13 protein-coding genes are annotated in these 13,692 nt (G+C 66.1%); 5 read left to right on the top strand and 8 right to left on the bottom strand.

Features of this window, described 5'->3' with window-relative positions; genetic code table 11:
* Positions 1–115: 115 nt before the first annotated feature.
* Positions 116–1,663: a 2,3-bisphosphoglycerate-independent phosphoglycerate mutase gene (gene gpmM / locus VQ065_RS29370; RefSeq protein WP_003096060.1), complete on the bottom strand. Its 1,548-nt coding sequence runs from the start codon at positions 1,661–1,663 to the stop codon at positions 116–118.
* 324 nt (positions 1,664–1,987) lie between these two features.
* Between gpmM and VQ065_RS29365 the strand changes: the two genes are divergently transcribed.
* Genes VQ065_RS29365 through secB form a run of 3 tightly spaced genes read left to right on the top strand, consistent with a single transcriptional unit; the run spans position 1,988 to position 3,191 of the window.
* Positions 1,988–2,407, top strand: a complete 420-nt coding sequence (locus VQ065_RS29365; RefSeq protein ID WP_003096058.1) for a rhodanese-like domain-containing protein — start codon at positions 1,988–1,990, stop codon at positions 2,405–2,407.
* A gap of 1 nt (position 2,408) precedes the next feature.
* Positions 2,409–2,663: a glutaredoxin 3 gene (gene grxC, locus VQ065_RS29360; protein WP_003096057.1), complete on the top strand. Its 255-nt coding sequence runs from the start codon at positions 2,409–2,411 to the stop codon at positions 2,661–2,663.
* Positions 2,664–2,699: 36 nt separating this feature from the next.
* A complete protein-coding gene (gene secB, locus VQ065_RS29355) occupies positions 2,700–3,191 on the top strand; it encodes a protein-export chaperone SecB (protein ID WP_003096050.1) in 492 nt (163 codons plus the stop codon).
* Positions 3,192–3,249: 58 nt separating this feature from the next.
* On the opposite strand, the gene trmL is transcribed toward secB, so the two are convergent.
* Complete coding sequence (gene trmL / locus VQ065_RS29350; protein ID WP_003096047.1) at positions 3,250–3,711, bottom strand: tRNA (uridine(34)/cytosine(34)/5-carboxymethylaminomethyluridine(34)-2'-O)-methyltransferase TrmL; 462 nt, start codon at positions 3,709–3,711, stop codon at positions 3,250–3,252.
* On the opposite strand from trmL, the gene VQ065_RS29345 reads away from it, so the two are divergent.
* Positions 3,710–4,177 (top strand): hypothetical protein, encoded by a 468-nt coding sequence (locus tag VQ065_RS29345; protein ID WP_003096038.1) that lies wholly within the window; start codon positions 3,710–3,712, stop codon positions 4,175–4,177. The genes trmL and VQ065_RS29345 overlap by 2 nt on opposite strands.
* Positions 4,178–5,133: 956 nt before the next feature.
* Here the strand turns inward: VQ065_RS29345 and ntrC are convergent.
* The 4 genes from ntrC to VQ065_RS29325 all read right to left on the bottom strand — a co-directional run bounded on the left by ntrC (position 5,134) and on the right by VQ065_RS29325 (position 9,004).
* Positions 5,134–6,564: a two-component system response regulator NtrC gene (gene ntrC, locus VQ065_RS29340; protein ID WP_003104661.1), complete on the bottom strand. Its 1,431-nt coding sequence runs from the start codon at positions 6,562–6,564 to the stop codon at positions 5,134–5,136.
* 2 nt (positions 6,565–6,566) lie between these two features.
* Positions 6,567–7,643, bottom strand: coding sequence for a two-component system sensor histidine kinase NtrB (ntrB, locus tag VQ065_RS29335; RefSeq protein WP_003096033.1), 1,077 nt, complete (start codon positions 7,641–7,643; stop codon positions 6,567–6,569).
* Between the two features lie 270 nt (positions 7,644–7,913).
* Complete coding sequence (locus VQ065_RS29330) at positions 7,914–8,486, bottom strand: DUF4124 domain-containing protein (protein WP_003096027.1); 573 nt, start codon at positions 8,484–8,486, stop codon at positions 7,914–7,916.
* Positions 8,483–9,004 carry a DUF4124 domain-containing protein gene (locus VQ065_RS29325; RefSeq protein WP_003096024.1) on the bottom strand — a complete coding sequence of 174 codons (522 nt, stop codon included), beginning with the start codon at positions 9,002–9,004 and terminating at the stop codon, positions 8,483–8,485. The genes VQ065_RS29330 and VQ065_RS29325 overlap by 4 nt, the downstream gene beginning before the upstream one ends.
* Positions 9,005–9,291: 287 nt before the next feature.
* Between VQ065_RS29325 and VQ065_RS29320 the strand changes: the two genes are divergently transcribed.
* Positions 9,292–11,499 (top strand): mechanosensitive ion channel family protein, encoded by a 2,208-nt coding sequence (locus VQ065_RS29320; protein WP_003096022.1) that lies wholly within the window; start codon positions 9,292–9,294, stop codon positions 11,497–11,499.
* On the opposite strand, the gene VQ065_RS29315 is transcribed toward VQ065_RS29320, so the two are convergent.
* Together VQ065_RS29315 and glnA are read right to left on the bottom strand one after the other, a co-directional pair.
* Positions 11,496–11,900 (bottom strand): hypothetical protein, encoded by a 405-nt coding sequence (locus tag VQ065_RS29315; protein WP_003096019.1) that lies wholly within the window; start codon positions 11,898–11,900, stop codon positions 11,496–11,498. The genes VQ065_RS29320 and VQ065_RS29315 overlap by 4 nt on opposite strands.
* Positions 11,901–12,047: 147 nt before the next feature.
* Positions 12,048–13,457: a glutamate--ammonia ligase gene (gene glnA, locus VQ065_RS29310; protein ID WP_003096016.1), complete on the bottom strand. Its 1,410-nt coding sequence runs from the start codon at positions 13,455–13,457 to the stop codon at positions 12,048–12,050.
* Between the last annotated feature and the right edge of the window lie 235 nt (positions 13,458–13,692).

Below are 13,692 nucleotides of genomic sequence, written 5' to 3'. Positions count from 1 at the left end.
CGCCCGGCCCGCTACGGCGGATAACGTCGCAGGCGTTCTCCGCCGATGGCCTGCAGAAGCGGCGGATAACCGCGACGCGGTTATCCGCCCTGCGCGGGAGTTCGTCGTTCGCGGATCAGCCGAGGATGACGATGCTGCGACCGGTCATTTCCGCCGGCTGCTCCAGCCCCATGAGGGTCAGCATGGTCGGCGCCACGTCGGCCAGCACGCCGCCTTCGCGGATGCTCAGCTTGCGCTTGCCGACGTAGACGAAGGGCACCGGTTCGCAGGTGTGCGCGGTGTGCGCCTGGCCGGTGGACTCGTCTTCCATCTGCTCGACATTGCCGTGGTCGGCGGTGATCAGGGCTTCGCCGCCGACCTTGTCCAGCGCCTCGACGATGCGCCCCATGCAGGTGTCCAGGCACTCCACGGCCTTGACCGCGGCCTCGAACACGCCGGTGTGGCCGACCATGTCGCCGTTGGCGTAGTTGACCACGATCACATCGTAGCGTTGTTGCTCGATGGCCTCGACGATACGGTCGGTGACTTCCGGCGCGCTCATCTCGGGCTGCAGGTCGTAGGTGGCGACCTTCGGCGAGGGGATCAGGATGCGCTCCTCGCCTTCGTAGGGTTCCTCGCGGCCGCCGGAGAAGAAGAAGGTCACGTGGGCGTACTTCTCGGTCTCGGCGATGCGCAGCTGGGTCTTGCCATGCTTGGCCAGGTATTCGCCGAGGACGTTGGTCAGCGGCTCCGGCGGGAAGGCACAGGGCGCCGGGATGCTCGCCGCGTACTGGGTCAGCATGACGAAACCTGCCAGTTGCGGGGCTCGTTCGCGGGGGAACTCATTGAATGCCGGCTCGACGAAGGCGCGGCTCAGCTCGCGGGCGCGGTCGGCGCGGAAGTTCATGAAGATCACCGCGTCGCCATCCTCGACCCGCACCGCTTCGGCGCCGGCCGGGACCACCGCGGTGGCCTTGACGAATTCGTCGCTCTCGCCGCGGGCGTAGGCGGCCTCGAGGGCTGCCACCGAGGAGTCGGCGGTGAACTCGGCCTTGCCGTCGACGATCAGTTCATAGGCGGCCTGGACGCGGTCCCAGCGGTTGTCGCGGTCCATCGCGAAATAGCGGCCGATGATCGAGGCGATGCGGCCCTTGCCGAGCCCGGCGAAGGTGGCGTCGAGACGCTCCAGCGACGGTTGCGCGCTTTTCGGCGGGGTATCGCGGCCATCCAGGAAGGCATGCAGGTAGATCTTGCCGGCGCCGCGCCTGGCGGCCATCTGCGCCATCGCCACCAGGTGGTCTTCATGGCTGTGTACGCCGCCCGGAGAGAGCAGGCCGAGGATGTGCACCGCCTTGTCGGCGGCGACGGCCTTGTCGACCGCCCCGGCGATCACCGGGTTTTCGAAGAATTCGCCGTCGCGGATGGCCTTGGTGACGCGGGTGAAGTCCTGGTACACCACGCGGCCTGCGCCGAGGTTCATGTGGCCGACCTCGGAGTTGCCCATCTGGCCGTCGGGCAGGCCGACGTCCATGCCGGAGCCGGAGATCAGGCCGTGCGGCTGGGTCGCCAGGAGGCGATCCCAGACCGGCTTCTTCGCGGCGTAGATGGCGTTGTAGTCAGGGCTTTCGCTGTGGCCGAAGCCGTCCAGGATGATCAGGACCAGGGGTTTGGGCGTGGCAGTCATATGTCCGGCTCTATTTCCGCGGGGTTCAGAAACTGACCAAATTTAGTGGGAACATTGTCGTTCAAGACGTAGGAAGAGGCTGATTGATTAAACCGATGACGCCGATCCGCAACCGAATGCCGCTATCCTCGCTCCCTCTGTCCTGCCCGAGCCGTGCCCGGGCCGGAACTGGCCAGCTTCACAGAAAAGGACCGGCATTCTAACCGTGAAGTTTCCCGCGACGCCATTTCCTGGAGCCGAGCGGGGCGCCGCCCGGCGGGTTCCCCCCTGGCCGGCGCGGTCTGTATACTGGCCGGCATTTTTACGCCCTGGATATCCGTCACCATGCAATTCGTTTCCCGTCTGATCGAGTTCGCCACCAACCACTACCTGCTGGTCGCGGCGCTGCTGGTCCTGCTGGTCCTGCTGTTGCTGCACGAGCTGCGCAAGGGCGGCAAGAGCCTGTCGACCCGCGAGCTGACCGCGCTGGTCAATGCCGACCAGGCGGTGGTCCTGGATATCCGTCCGGCCAAGGAGTTCGCCAGCGGGCACATCGTCGACGCGCTGAACATCCCGGCCGACAAGCTGAACAGCCGCATGACCGAGCTGGAAAAGTACAAGGGCAAGACCATCATCCTGGTCGACGCCATGGGCCAGCACTCCGGTACCTGGGGCGGCGTCCTGAAGAAGGCCGGCTTCAACGCCGCCAAGCTGTCCGGCGGGATCGGCAGCTGGCGCGGCGACAACCTGCCGCTGGTGAAGTGACATGCCGCCCGTCGTGATCTACACCACCGCCTGGTGTCCGTACTGCATCCGCGCCAAGCAGCTGCTGCAACGCAAGGGCGTGGACTTCCAGGAGATCGCCTGCGACGGCAAGCCCGAACTGCGCGCCGAGCTGGCACGCAAGGCGGGATCGACCACCGTGCCGCAGATCTGGATCGGCGAGACCCATGTCGGCGGCTGCGACGACCTTCATGCACTGGAGCGCGCCGGCAAGCTGGACGCGCTGCTGTCTGCCTGAAACCATTCATGAATTGACCCAAGGGAAGGCCCGAAAATGACCGAGCAAGCTACCAACGGCGCTGCCGACGAGCAGCAACCCCAGTTCTCCCTGCAGCGCATCTACCTGCGCGACCTGTCGTTCGAGTCGCCGAAGTCCCCGGAAATCTTCCGCCAGGAATGGAACCCGTCCATCAGCCTGGACCTGAACACCCGCCAGAAGCAGCTGGACGGCGACTTCTACGAAGTGGTCCTGACCGTATCGGTGACCGTGAAGAACGGCGAGGACACCACTGCCTTCATCGCCGAAGTGCAGCAGGCCGGCATCTTCCTGATCAAGAACCTCGATCCGTCGAGCATGAGCCATACCCTCGGCGCGTTCTGCCCGAACATCCTCTTCCCGTACGCTCGCGAAGCCCTGGACAACCTGGTGGTACGCGGTTCGTTCCCGGCGCTGATGCTGTCGCCGGTGAACTTCGACGCTCTCTACGCCCAGGAAATCGCCCGCATGCAGGCCTCCGGCGAAATCCCGACGCCGTCGGTCCAGTAAGCCCAGCGCTTGCGAGAAAGCCCGCCTTGCGCGGGCTTTTTCATGCCTGCCGGCCGGCTCAGTCCATGGCGAAGCCGAGCTGGCGCCAGGCTTCGTAGACGGTCACCGCCACCGTGTTGGACAGGTTCAGGCTACGGCAGCCTTCGCGCATCGGCAGGCGCAGGCGCCGATCGGTTGGCAGGGCGTTGCGCACGTCCTCCGGCAGTCCGCGGCTTTCCGGGCCGAAGAGGAAGGCATCGCCGCGCTGGTAGGCCACTTCGTGGAAGGCCCGCGACCCCTTGGTGGTGAAGGCGAACAGGCGTGGCTGGCCGAGGGCCTCGAGGCAGCTCTGCAGATCCGGGTAGCGGCGTACGCTGGCGTATTCGTGGTAGTCGAGGCCGGCACGGCGCAAGCGCTTGTCGTCCAGTTCGAAACCGAGCGGCTCGATCAGGTGCAGACTGCATCCGGCGTTGGCGCAGAGCCTGATAATGTTGCCGGTATTCGGAGGAATCTCCGGTTGAAACAGGATGACGTGGAACATGCAGGGCTCCGGAGCAGATAACGGGCGGCATTCTACCTCCGCCATCGACGATCTGCGGCGCCAGCGCTGGAAAGTCTGGGGTGCGCTGGTGCTTGCCGGGTTGTTGTTCGGGCTGATGCTCGGCAGGTTGTTCGGCCCCGCTTCGCTGCCGACGTCTGCGCCGCAACTGCTGGCGGTCGGGGAGAGCGAGCAGGGCCTGGTCCTGCGCTTCGATCGCCAGGCTGCGGTTACGGCGGCACGGGTGGAGGGTGCCCTGACGTTGCGCATCGTCGCCCGGGGCGCGGCGCAGCAGGGAGACGGGCGATGGTTGGGCCAGCCGTTGCGCTGGCGCGTCCGCGAGGAGGGAAAGGCGCTGCTGTTGAGCCTGGTCTCGACCCGCCCCTTGCAGGGGCGCTGGCAGTGGTCGGAGGACGGCGAGGGCTGGCGCCTGGTCGTCGAACTGCAGGAGCGCGACGGCCGGGAATAAAAGGGGGAATTCTCAGCCTGCCTGTACCGAGGTCCCCAAACGGGAGGGCGGAGGCGCGGATCGCTGCGCTGCCGCCGGGCATAAAAGAGGGGAGTTCTCAGCCTGCCTGTACCGAGGTCCCCGAAACGGGTGTGGCGGTTGCGCGCGGATGCTGCGTCTGCCGCCGGGTGTAAAAGAGGGGATTCCCCAGCCTGCCTGTACCGAGGCCCCCGAAATCTTCGTTATCTGCTCCAATGCAGGGGCTGTGCCAATTCTCATGAGACGCTGGCGGCGCGCTCGCTTTCCTGAAGGGTTGTGGATAAGTCTGTGGGCGAGCTGGTGATGAATGCCTCTGGAAGCCCGTGGATCAAGGGCTTGGCGGCATCCCAGGGGTTTGTGGGAAGTCGATTGCGGAAAAATGACGGAGCGGGCTTTTCCGCCAGCGATTGATGCCGATTTGTCGCCTGCTGGTGCACGCTGCCCAAAATCCGGGCAAGGGCCGCTGCCCCGCCGAACCGGCGGATAACCGCGATGCGGTTATTCGCCCTACGCCACGGTTTGATCGACGGTGCCGGGCGGGCGCTCTGCCGAGGCTGGGGCTGTGCTGCGGACGGTAGGGCGAATAACGCCAGCGGCGTTATCCGCCGCGGCCCTGCATAACCGGCGGATAACCGCGATGCGGTTATTCGCCCTACGCCACGGTTTGATCGACGGTGCCGGGCGGGCGCTCTGCCGAGGCTGGGGCTGTGTTGCGGACGGTAGGGCGAATAACGCCATAGGCGTTATCCGCCGCGGCCCTGCACAATCGGCGGATAACCGCGATGCGGTTATTCGCCCTACGCCATGGTTTGACCGGTGGTGCCGGGCGGGCGCTCTGCCGAGGCCGGGGCGGCGTCTCGCTTGGCAGGGGCGCGCGACGGACCATGAAAAACGGAGCCCGAAGGCCCCGTTGGGTCGCTCATGGGAGCAGTGGCGCTTCAGTCGTCGCCTTCGTCGTCGGCTCCATCGACGTTCATCCCCAGCTCCTTGATCTTGCGGGTCAGGGTATTGCGGCCCCAGCCGAGCAGCACGGCGGCATCGCGGCGGCGGCCGGCGGTGTGCTTGAGGGCGGTTTCTATCATGATCCGTTCGAAGGCCGGCACGGCGCTGTCCAGCAGGTTCGACTGGCCGCGGCCCAGCGCCTGGTCGGCCCACTGGCGCAGGGCCTGTTCCCAGTTCGCCGCCGGCGCGCTGTCCTGCGGCTGGGTCAGCAGCTCCGGCGGCAGGTCGTCGATGTGCACCTCGCGGCCGGAGGCCATCACGGTGATCCAGCGGCAGGTGTTCTCCAGTTGTCGGACGTTGCCCGGCCAGCCGAGGTTCTTCAGGTACTCCTCGGTTTCCGCCTTCAGCAGCTTGGGTTCCACCGCCAGCTCCTGGGCGGCGCGGCTGAGGAAGTGCCGGGCCAGCGCCGGGATGTCCTCGCGGCGGTCGGCCAGCCGCGGGATGTGGATGCGGATCACGTTCAGGCGATGGAACAGGTCCTCGCGGAACTTGCCGTCGCGCACCAGGCTTTCCAGGTTCTGGTGGGTGGCGGCGATGATCCTCACGTCGACCTTCACCGGCGTGTGCCCGCCGACCCGGTAGAACTCGCCGTCGGCCAGGACGCGCAGCAGGCGGGTCTGGGTGTCGGCCGGCATGTCGCCGATCTCGTCGAGGAACAGGGTGCCGCCATCGGCCTGCTCGAAGCGTCCGCGGCGCTGGGCGGCGGCCCCGGTGAAGGCGCCCTTCTCATGGCCGAACAGCTCGGACTCCATCAGGTCCTTGGGGATCGCCGCCATGTTCAGCGCGATGAATGGCGAGGCTGCGCGCGGGCTGTGGCGATGCAGGGCATGGGCGACCAGCTCCTTGCCGGTACCCGATTCGCCGTTGATCAGCACGGTGATGTTGGAATGGCTGAGGCGGCCGATGGCGCGGAATACCTCCTGCATCGCCGGCGCCTCGCCGATGATCTCCGGCGTGCGCGCCTGGTTCGCCGGCAGCTCCAGGCCCTGCTGCTCCTGGGCGTGCTGGTTGGCGCGCTTGACCAGGGAGACCGCCTCGTCGACGTCGAACGGCTTGGGCAGGTATTCGAAGGCGCCGCCCTGGTAGGAGGCCACCGCGCTGTCGAGGTCGGAATGCGCGGTCATGATGATCACCGGCAGGCGCGGATGCAGTTCGCGGATCTGCGCCAGCAGGTCGAGGCCGCTGGCGCCGGGCATGCGGATATCGGAGATGATCACGTCCGGCTGCTGCCGGCCGAGGCGGCCGATCACGCTGTCGGCGCTGTCGAAGCTCACCGTGGTCATGCCTTCCTGTTGCAGGGCCTTTTCCAGTACCCAGCGGATGGAGCGGTCGTCGTCGACGATCCAGACGGTCTCTGATCGGCTCATGGTCAATGCACTCCTTGTTCCAGGGGCAGGAACAGACTGAACACGGTATGGCCGGGGTGGCTCTCGCATTCAATCAGCCCCTGGTGCTGGCTGATGATGTTCTGGGCGATGGCCAGGCCGAGTCCGGTACCGTCCGGACGGCCGCTGACCATGGGGTAGAAGATGGTTTCCTGGAGCTCGGCCGGAATGCCCGGGCCGTTGTCGATGATCTCCACCTTGCACACCAGGCGGTGACGCGTGTGGCCGATGGTGAACTGGCGCAGGGTACGGCTGCGCAGGGTGATGCGACCGAGGCGCAGGTCGTTCTGCCCGGCGATCGCCTGCATGGCGTTGCGTACCATGTTGAGCACGGCCTGGATCATTTGCTCGCGGTCGAGCAGCAGGTCGGGGATGCTCGGGTCGTAGTCGCGGACCAGGGTGATGCTGCCCTGGCTCTCCGCTTCCACCAGGCTGCTGACCCGCTCCAGCACTTCATGGATGTTGGTCGGCGCCAGGTTCGGCAGTTTGTTCGAGCCGAGCATGCGGTCCACCAGGTTCCGCAACCGGTCGGCTTCTTCGATGATGACGTTGGTGTAGTCCTTCAGCGACTCTTCCGGCAGCTCGCGGGATAGTAGTTGCGCTGCGCCGCGGATGCCGCCGAGCGGGTTCTTGATCTCGTGGGCGAGCCCGCGCACCAGCAGCTTGGTGGTCTCCTGTTTGGACAGCTGTGCTTCTTCGCGGGTGATCCGCATCAGCCGGTCGCGCGGATGGACCTCGAGCAGCAGCAGCGTCTCGTTGCGGTTGAGGATGGGCGTCACCGCATAGTCGACCGTGATGCTGACGCCGGTGATAGAGGTCAGGGTCGCTTCGCGCTTGGTGAACGGATGCGCCTGTTCCACCGCCTGGCGCAGCGAGTTCAAGGCTTCCGGCGATTCGGTGAACAGCTCGCTGATGAATTGCCCGTGGCTGCGCTGGCCGCTCACGGCCAGGAGCATCTCCGCTGCCGGGTTCATGTACTCCAGGCGCAGTTCGCCGTTGAGCAGGATCACCGCGGTGGTCAGGTTGTCGAGCAACAGTCGGTGCAGGGTATCGGTCGGCATGGCGGGCAGCTGTTCCAAGGTTGGGCAGGAAAATGCAAAAAGCAAACCAGGCGCCGAAAAGGCGCGTTTTTTCTGCCGAGGCGCTGGCTAGAGGTGCGCCGGGAAGGTTTTCGGCGACGAGCGGTGACCCGAAATGGGGACAGTATAGAAAGTGGTGCGGGTAATCGCACCAATCTGGTGCGTTGACGTGGCCGGCGGCGTTTTCGCCAGGAGAGTCGGGAAAAAAACCGGAAAATCCCGCCCACGGCGGAGTGGGCAGGGGAAGTTCGGCTAGCGCTCGCTCGGCTGTACCGCGCTGACCAGCGGCGTATCGACCTCCGGCAGGGGTTGGCCGGCGATGCTCACTCGATGCAGGTGGAAGGGCTGGCTCGGGGTGCTTTCGACGGTCATGCCGTCGCCATCGATGATTTCCACTGCGACCTGGTGGGTGCCGCGATCGAGGTTCTTCAACGGGAACACCGGGCTGCGTCCCGGCGCTCCGGCAGGCTTGCCGTCGAGCAGCAGGCGATAGCGATGGCCGGGCAGCAGCGCCGGCTCGCTGGTGACGGTGACGATGACGTCGCCGCTGTTGGCGCGCAGGGTTGCGTCCGGTTCGGGGAAGAGGATGCGCAGTAGCTGGTAGGCCGGCGGCTTCACCTCCAGCGGCGCGGCGGGCGGACGATAGCGTATGCCCGGTGGTGCCACGCTGTTGCCCGGTGCCAGTTCGACGCGTTGGGCCTTGCGCCCGCTGGGCGGCTGGTCGGTGTAGACGCGGTTGCCCTCGGCGTCGATGTAGGTGTAGACCCCCGCTTGCGCGGCGCAGGCCAGGCACAGCAGGAGGGCGCCGAGAATGCGCGGGATCATCGCTTCTTCCCGAGGTGCACGCGCTGCACGGTGAAGGTCACCGGCGGGCTGGATTGCAGCACCCGTTCGCCGTTGAGTACCTGTACCGCGAGGCTGTGGTCGCCGCGGTCGATCTCGTGCAGGGTGAAGCGGGTGCCGCCGCTGGGCGTGCCGTAGGGTTTGCCGTCCAGCACCAGTTGCAACTGGTGGCCGCTGTGCAGGGCCGGGCGGATGCTGACGCTGACGTTGAAGGTGCCGTTGTTGGCGCGCAGCGCCTCTTCCGTGGGGAGGTCGCTGAGGGCAAGGATCTCGTAGGCGGCAGCCTCGCTATCGGCGGCCGGGGCATTGCCCGCGGAGGACTTTTCCGGCGTGTCGATTCCTACGGTATTGGTCGGCTGCAGTTCGACGGTCTGCGCCTGCACCCCGTCTGGCGGCTGGTTGGTGAATACCTTGTTGCCGTTGGCGTCGGTGTATTGGTAGATCTGCGCCATGGCCGGCAGGGCGGCGGCCAGGAGCAGGCAGCTGGTGATCAGGCGCATGGACGGTCTCCGGGTGAACCTGCCAAGCGTTGCACCGCATCGGCGCGCTGGCAAGCCGTGCATTGTGCGGCATGCGGGTATTCGAAGGTGTGCGCTGGGGCACGTTGGCGGTCGCTGTGCCCCGCCGCGCGGCTGCGTTCGTCTCAGCCGGCACTGGCGGGGCGAACCCTCGTTGCGCCAGAGTGTCTGTGCTTGCGCCGCCGGCCGGCGGCCCCGTTCGAAACGGCGGGTGTCCGGCTTGTATGATGCGGCTGTTTCGGTTTCTCACCTTGGGGACTGCCTTTCTCGTGCCGATCTTCGCCCGCTTCACCCTTCGCTCCCGCGTCCTGGCGGCCCTGCTGCTGTGCCTCTGCGCGGCCCTGTTCTACTCGCCGCCGGGCGCCGCGGCGCTGCCGAACCCGTTGGCGGGGAGTTCCTCCGGTGGCGAGAAGGTCAGCGATGCGCAGTTGGAACAATCGCTGAACCAGGTCATCCAGACCCTGGAGAACGACAGGCAGCGCGCCGACCTGCTGAAAAAGCTGAAACAGCTGCGCGACGTGACCAAGAAAGGCAAGGAAAGCGAGGGTGGGGTGCTGGGGCTGATCGGCGATACCCTGACCAGCCTGGAAAAGCAGTTCCAGGGCGCGAACAGCCCGGTCGCGTTATGGGGCAACCAGTTCCAGCTGGCGCGTGCCGAACTCGAGGAGCGCTTTCCCAGTTGGCGCGACCTGCCGGCGATGGTCTTCGATTTTTCGGTGGTGATCCTCCTCTGGGCCTGCCTGGCCAGCGCGCTGCTCTGGCTCAGCCGGCGCATGCGCGAGCGCTTCGGCCTGTCGGCGGAGTTGCCGCAGCATCCGAAGACCCGCGACCTGCTGCTGTTTTCCCTGCGCAAGCTGGGGCCCTGGCTGGTGGCCTTCCTCATCACCCTGTACCTGTCGGTGGTGCTGCCGGACTCCCTGAGCAAGACCCTGGCGATGGTCATGGCCTATGTGCTGGTTTGCGGCACGCTGTTCTCCGCGCTGTGCGTGATTTCCCTCTCGCTGCTCAGTGGCCCGCACCGCCAGCGCGCCCTGGATATCCTGCGGCGCCAGGCGTTCCGCCCGTTGTGGCTGATCGGCAGCCTCGCCGCGCTGGGCGAGGTCGCCCACGATCCGCGGCTGATCGCCGGCCTCGGCGAGCACACCTCGATCTGCCTGAGTACCCTGGCCAACGCCAGCGCCGCGCTGTTCACCGCGCTATTCGTGATGCGTTTCCGCCGGCCGATCGCCCACCTGATCCGCAACCAGCCGCTGGAGCGCCGCCTCAAGCGCCGTAGCCTGCACGACCTGGTGCAACTGGTCGGCTCGCTGTGGTTCGTGCCGGTGCTGGTGCTGGTGGGGATTTCCCTGTTCGCCACCTTCGTTTCCGCCGGCGACAGCAGTTCGGCGTTGCGCCGGGCGCTGGTCTGCGCGGTGCTGGCGGTGGTGGCGATGACCGTGATCGGGCTGATCCGCCGCCGTTCCAGTCGGGTCGGCGCCGGCCCGCGCCGCAGCGCGCCGTACATCGAGCAGTTGCAAAGCTTCGGCTACACCCTGCTGCACATCTTCGTGGTGCTGTTCTTCATCGAGGTCGCCTTGCGCGTCTGGGGCATGTCGCTGATTCGCTATGCGGAAGGCGAGGGCGAGCAGATCAGCATGAAGGTGGTCAGCTTCGGCACCACCCTGCTGGTCGCCTGGCTGATCTGGATCCTCACCGATACCGCGATCCAGCACAGCCTCGGCCTGGGCGGCAAGAGCCGGCCGAACACCCGCGCGCTGACCATGCTGCCGCTGATCCGCAACGTGCTGTTCGCCACCATCGCGGTGATCGCCCTGATCGTCGCCCTGGCCAACATGGGCATGAACGTCACCCCGCTGCTGGCCGGTGCCGGCGTGATCGGCCTGGCCATCGGCTTCGGTGCGCAGTCGCTGGTGGCGGACCTGATCACCGGCCTGTTCATCATCATCGAGGACTCGCTGTCGATCGACGACTACGTCGACGTCGGCGGCCACCTTGGCACGGTCGAGGGCCTGACTATCCGTACCGTGCGCCTGCGCGACCTGGACGGCGTGGTGCATACCATCCCGTTCAGCGAGATCAAGAGCATCAAGAACTACTCGCGCCAGTTCGGCTACGCGATGTTCCGCTGGCCGGTGCCGGCGAGCATGCCGATCGACGACGCGGTGGCGCTGGTGCGCGAGGTCGCGATGGAGCTGCGCAGCGACCCGGCGGTCTACCGCAACCTGTGGTCGCCGATGGAATTGCAGGGCGTGGAGAGTTTCGACAACGGCCAGGCGATCCTGCGCTTCCGCTTCAAGACCGCGCCGATCAAGCAGTGGGAGGTCCAGCGGGCGTTCAACCTGCGCCTGCGTCGGCGCCTCGACCAGGCCGGCCTCGAACTGTCCATGCCGCGTCTCAACGTACAGTTGAGCCGGGCGCCCAAGGCGAAATCCGCGGAACCGGACGAGCAGGGAACGCCGGCGGACGGCGGCATCTAGCGCGACAGGATGACCCGGCAGATGCGGCGCATGTCGCGGTCGTCGATGCCGTCGCACTGCCACGGCGCACGCGATACCACGGCCCGGCACTGGCGGCGCATGTCGCGGCTGTCGATGTCGTCGCAGCGCTTGCGGTCGCCGCGGACGATGGCGCGGCACTGGCGGCGCGTGTCGCCGTCGCGGATGTCGTCGCAGTCGTAGCGCTGTCCCGGCGCCAGCAGCGCGCCGCAGTAACGCCGCAGGTCGCGGCTGTCGATGTCGCCGCAATCCCCGCTGTCGCCGCGTTCCAGTGCGTTGCACATGCGCCGCAGGTCGCGGTCGTGGATATCGCGGCATTCGGTGGCGGCCTGGGCGGGCAGGCTGAGGATGGCGGCAAGCAGGAGCCAGAGAGAGTGACGCATGGACGGTCCTTATCCTTGGGGCGGGGAGCGCGGCAAGTCTAACCGAACGGCGCGGCGAACTTTGCGTTTCTCCATGGGCCGGCCCATAAAAAAGGCCTCCCGAAGGAGGCCTCAAGAGGGTGACTCGTTGTTATAGGAAAGGGTGGATCAGACGCTGTAGTACAGGTCGTATTCCAGCGGGTGCACGAAGGTGCGCACCTTGATCTCTTCTTCGCTCTTCAGCTCGATGTAGGCATCGATGAACTCGTCGGTGAACACGCCGCCCTTGGTCAGGAACGCGCGGCCCTTGTCGAGTTCTTCCAGCGCCTCTTTCAGGCTGCCGCAAACCTGCGGGATTTCCTTCGCCTCTTCCGGCGGCAGGTCGTACAGGTTCTTGTCGGCGGCATCGCCGGGGTGGATCTTGTTCTGGATGCCGTCCAGGCCGGCCATCAGCAGCGCGGCGAAGGCCAGGTAGGGGTTGGCTGCCGGGTCCGGGAAGCGCGCTTCGATACGGCGGGCCTTCGGGCTGGATACGTAGGGGATACGGATCGAGGCGGAACGGTTGCGCGCCGAGTAGGCCAGCATCACCGGAGCTTCGAAGCCCGGGACCAGGCGCTTGTAGGAGTTGGTCGAGGGGTTGGTGAAGCCGTTCAGGGCCTTGCCGTGCTTGATGATGCCGCCGATGAAGTACAGGGCGGTCTCGGACAGGCCGGCATAGCCTTCGCCGGCGAAGGTGTTCTTGCCGTCCTTGGAGATCGACATGTGCACGTGCATGCCCGAGCCGTTGTCGCCGTACAGCGGCTTCGGCATGAAGGTCACGGTCTTGCCGTAGGCGTCGGCGACGTTGTGCACGCAGTACTTCAGGGTCTGCACTTCGTCGGCCTTGGCGACCAGGGTGTTGAACTTCACGCCGATCTCGTTCTGGCCGGCGGTTGCCACTTCGTGGTGGTGGACTTCGACCACCAGGCCCATTTCTTCCAGGGCGTTGCACATGGCGGTGCGGATTTCATGGTCGTGGTCGACCGGCGGTACCGGGAAGTAGCCGCCCTTCACGCCCGGGCGATGGCCCTTGTTGCCGGACTCGATGTCGGCGTCGGTGTTCCAGGAAGCCTGCTCGGAGAAGATCTTGAACATCGAGCCGGAGATGTCGGACTTGAACTTCACTTCGTCGAAGATGAAGAACTCCGGCTCCGGGCCGACGAACACGGTGTCGCCGATGCCGGTGGACTTCAGGTACTCCTCGGCGCGCTTGGCGATGTTGCGCGGGTCGCGCTCGTAGCCTTGCATGGTGCTCGGCTCGATGATGTCGCAGACCAGGATCAGGGTCGGCTCTTCGGTGAACGGATCGAGGACGGCGGTGCTGTCGTCCGGCATCAGGATCATGTCGGAGGCTTCGATGCCTTTCCAGCCGGCGATGGAGGAGCCGTCGAACATCTTGCCGGCTTCGAAGAACTCATCGTCCAGCGCGTCGCGAGCCGGCATGGTGACGTGTTGCTGCTTGCCCTTGGTATCGGTGAAGCGCAGGTCTACCCACTTCACGTCATGGTCTTTGATCAGTTGGTGCGACTTGTACGACATGCTGTCCTCCAGGAGGGATTAGAGCTGGGAGCTTTTTCTGTGCCCCAGTATCGGGTGATGCCGGCCGGAATACTCCGCCAGGGCAACCTGCCTCACAAGTGAGCAAGTTGCGTGCCAGTGCCCGGAATCGGGCAGGGCCCCATGTTTGGCGGGGCCAGGTCTTCTTCAGGGTAGCTGGGCGGCCTTCGGGTGCACCGTTATGGTGCTCCATGTTGGTGCATCATTCCATTTTGGT

This window comes from Pseudomonas sp. KBN10P06128 (assembly GCF_037574945.1).
GTDB classification, from domain to species: Bacteria; Pseudomonadota; Gammaproteobacteria; order Pseudomonadales; family Pseudomonadaceae; genus Pseudomonas; species Pseudomonas aeruginosa.
This window is presented reverse-complemented; position numbering and strand designations above follow the sequence as displayed.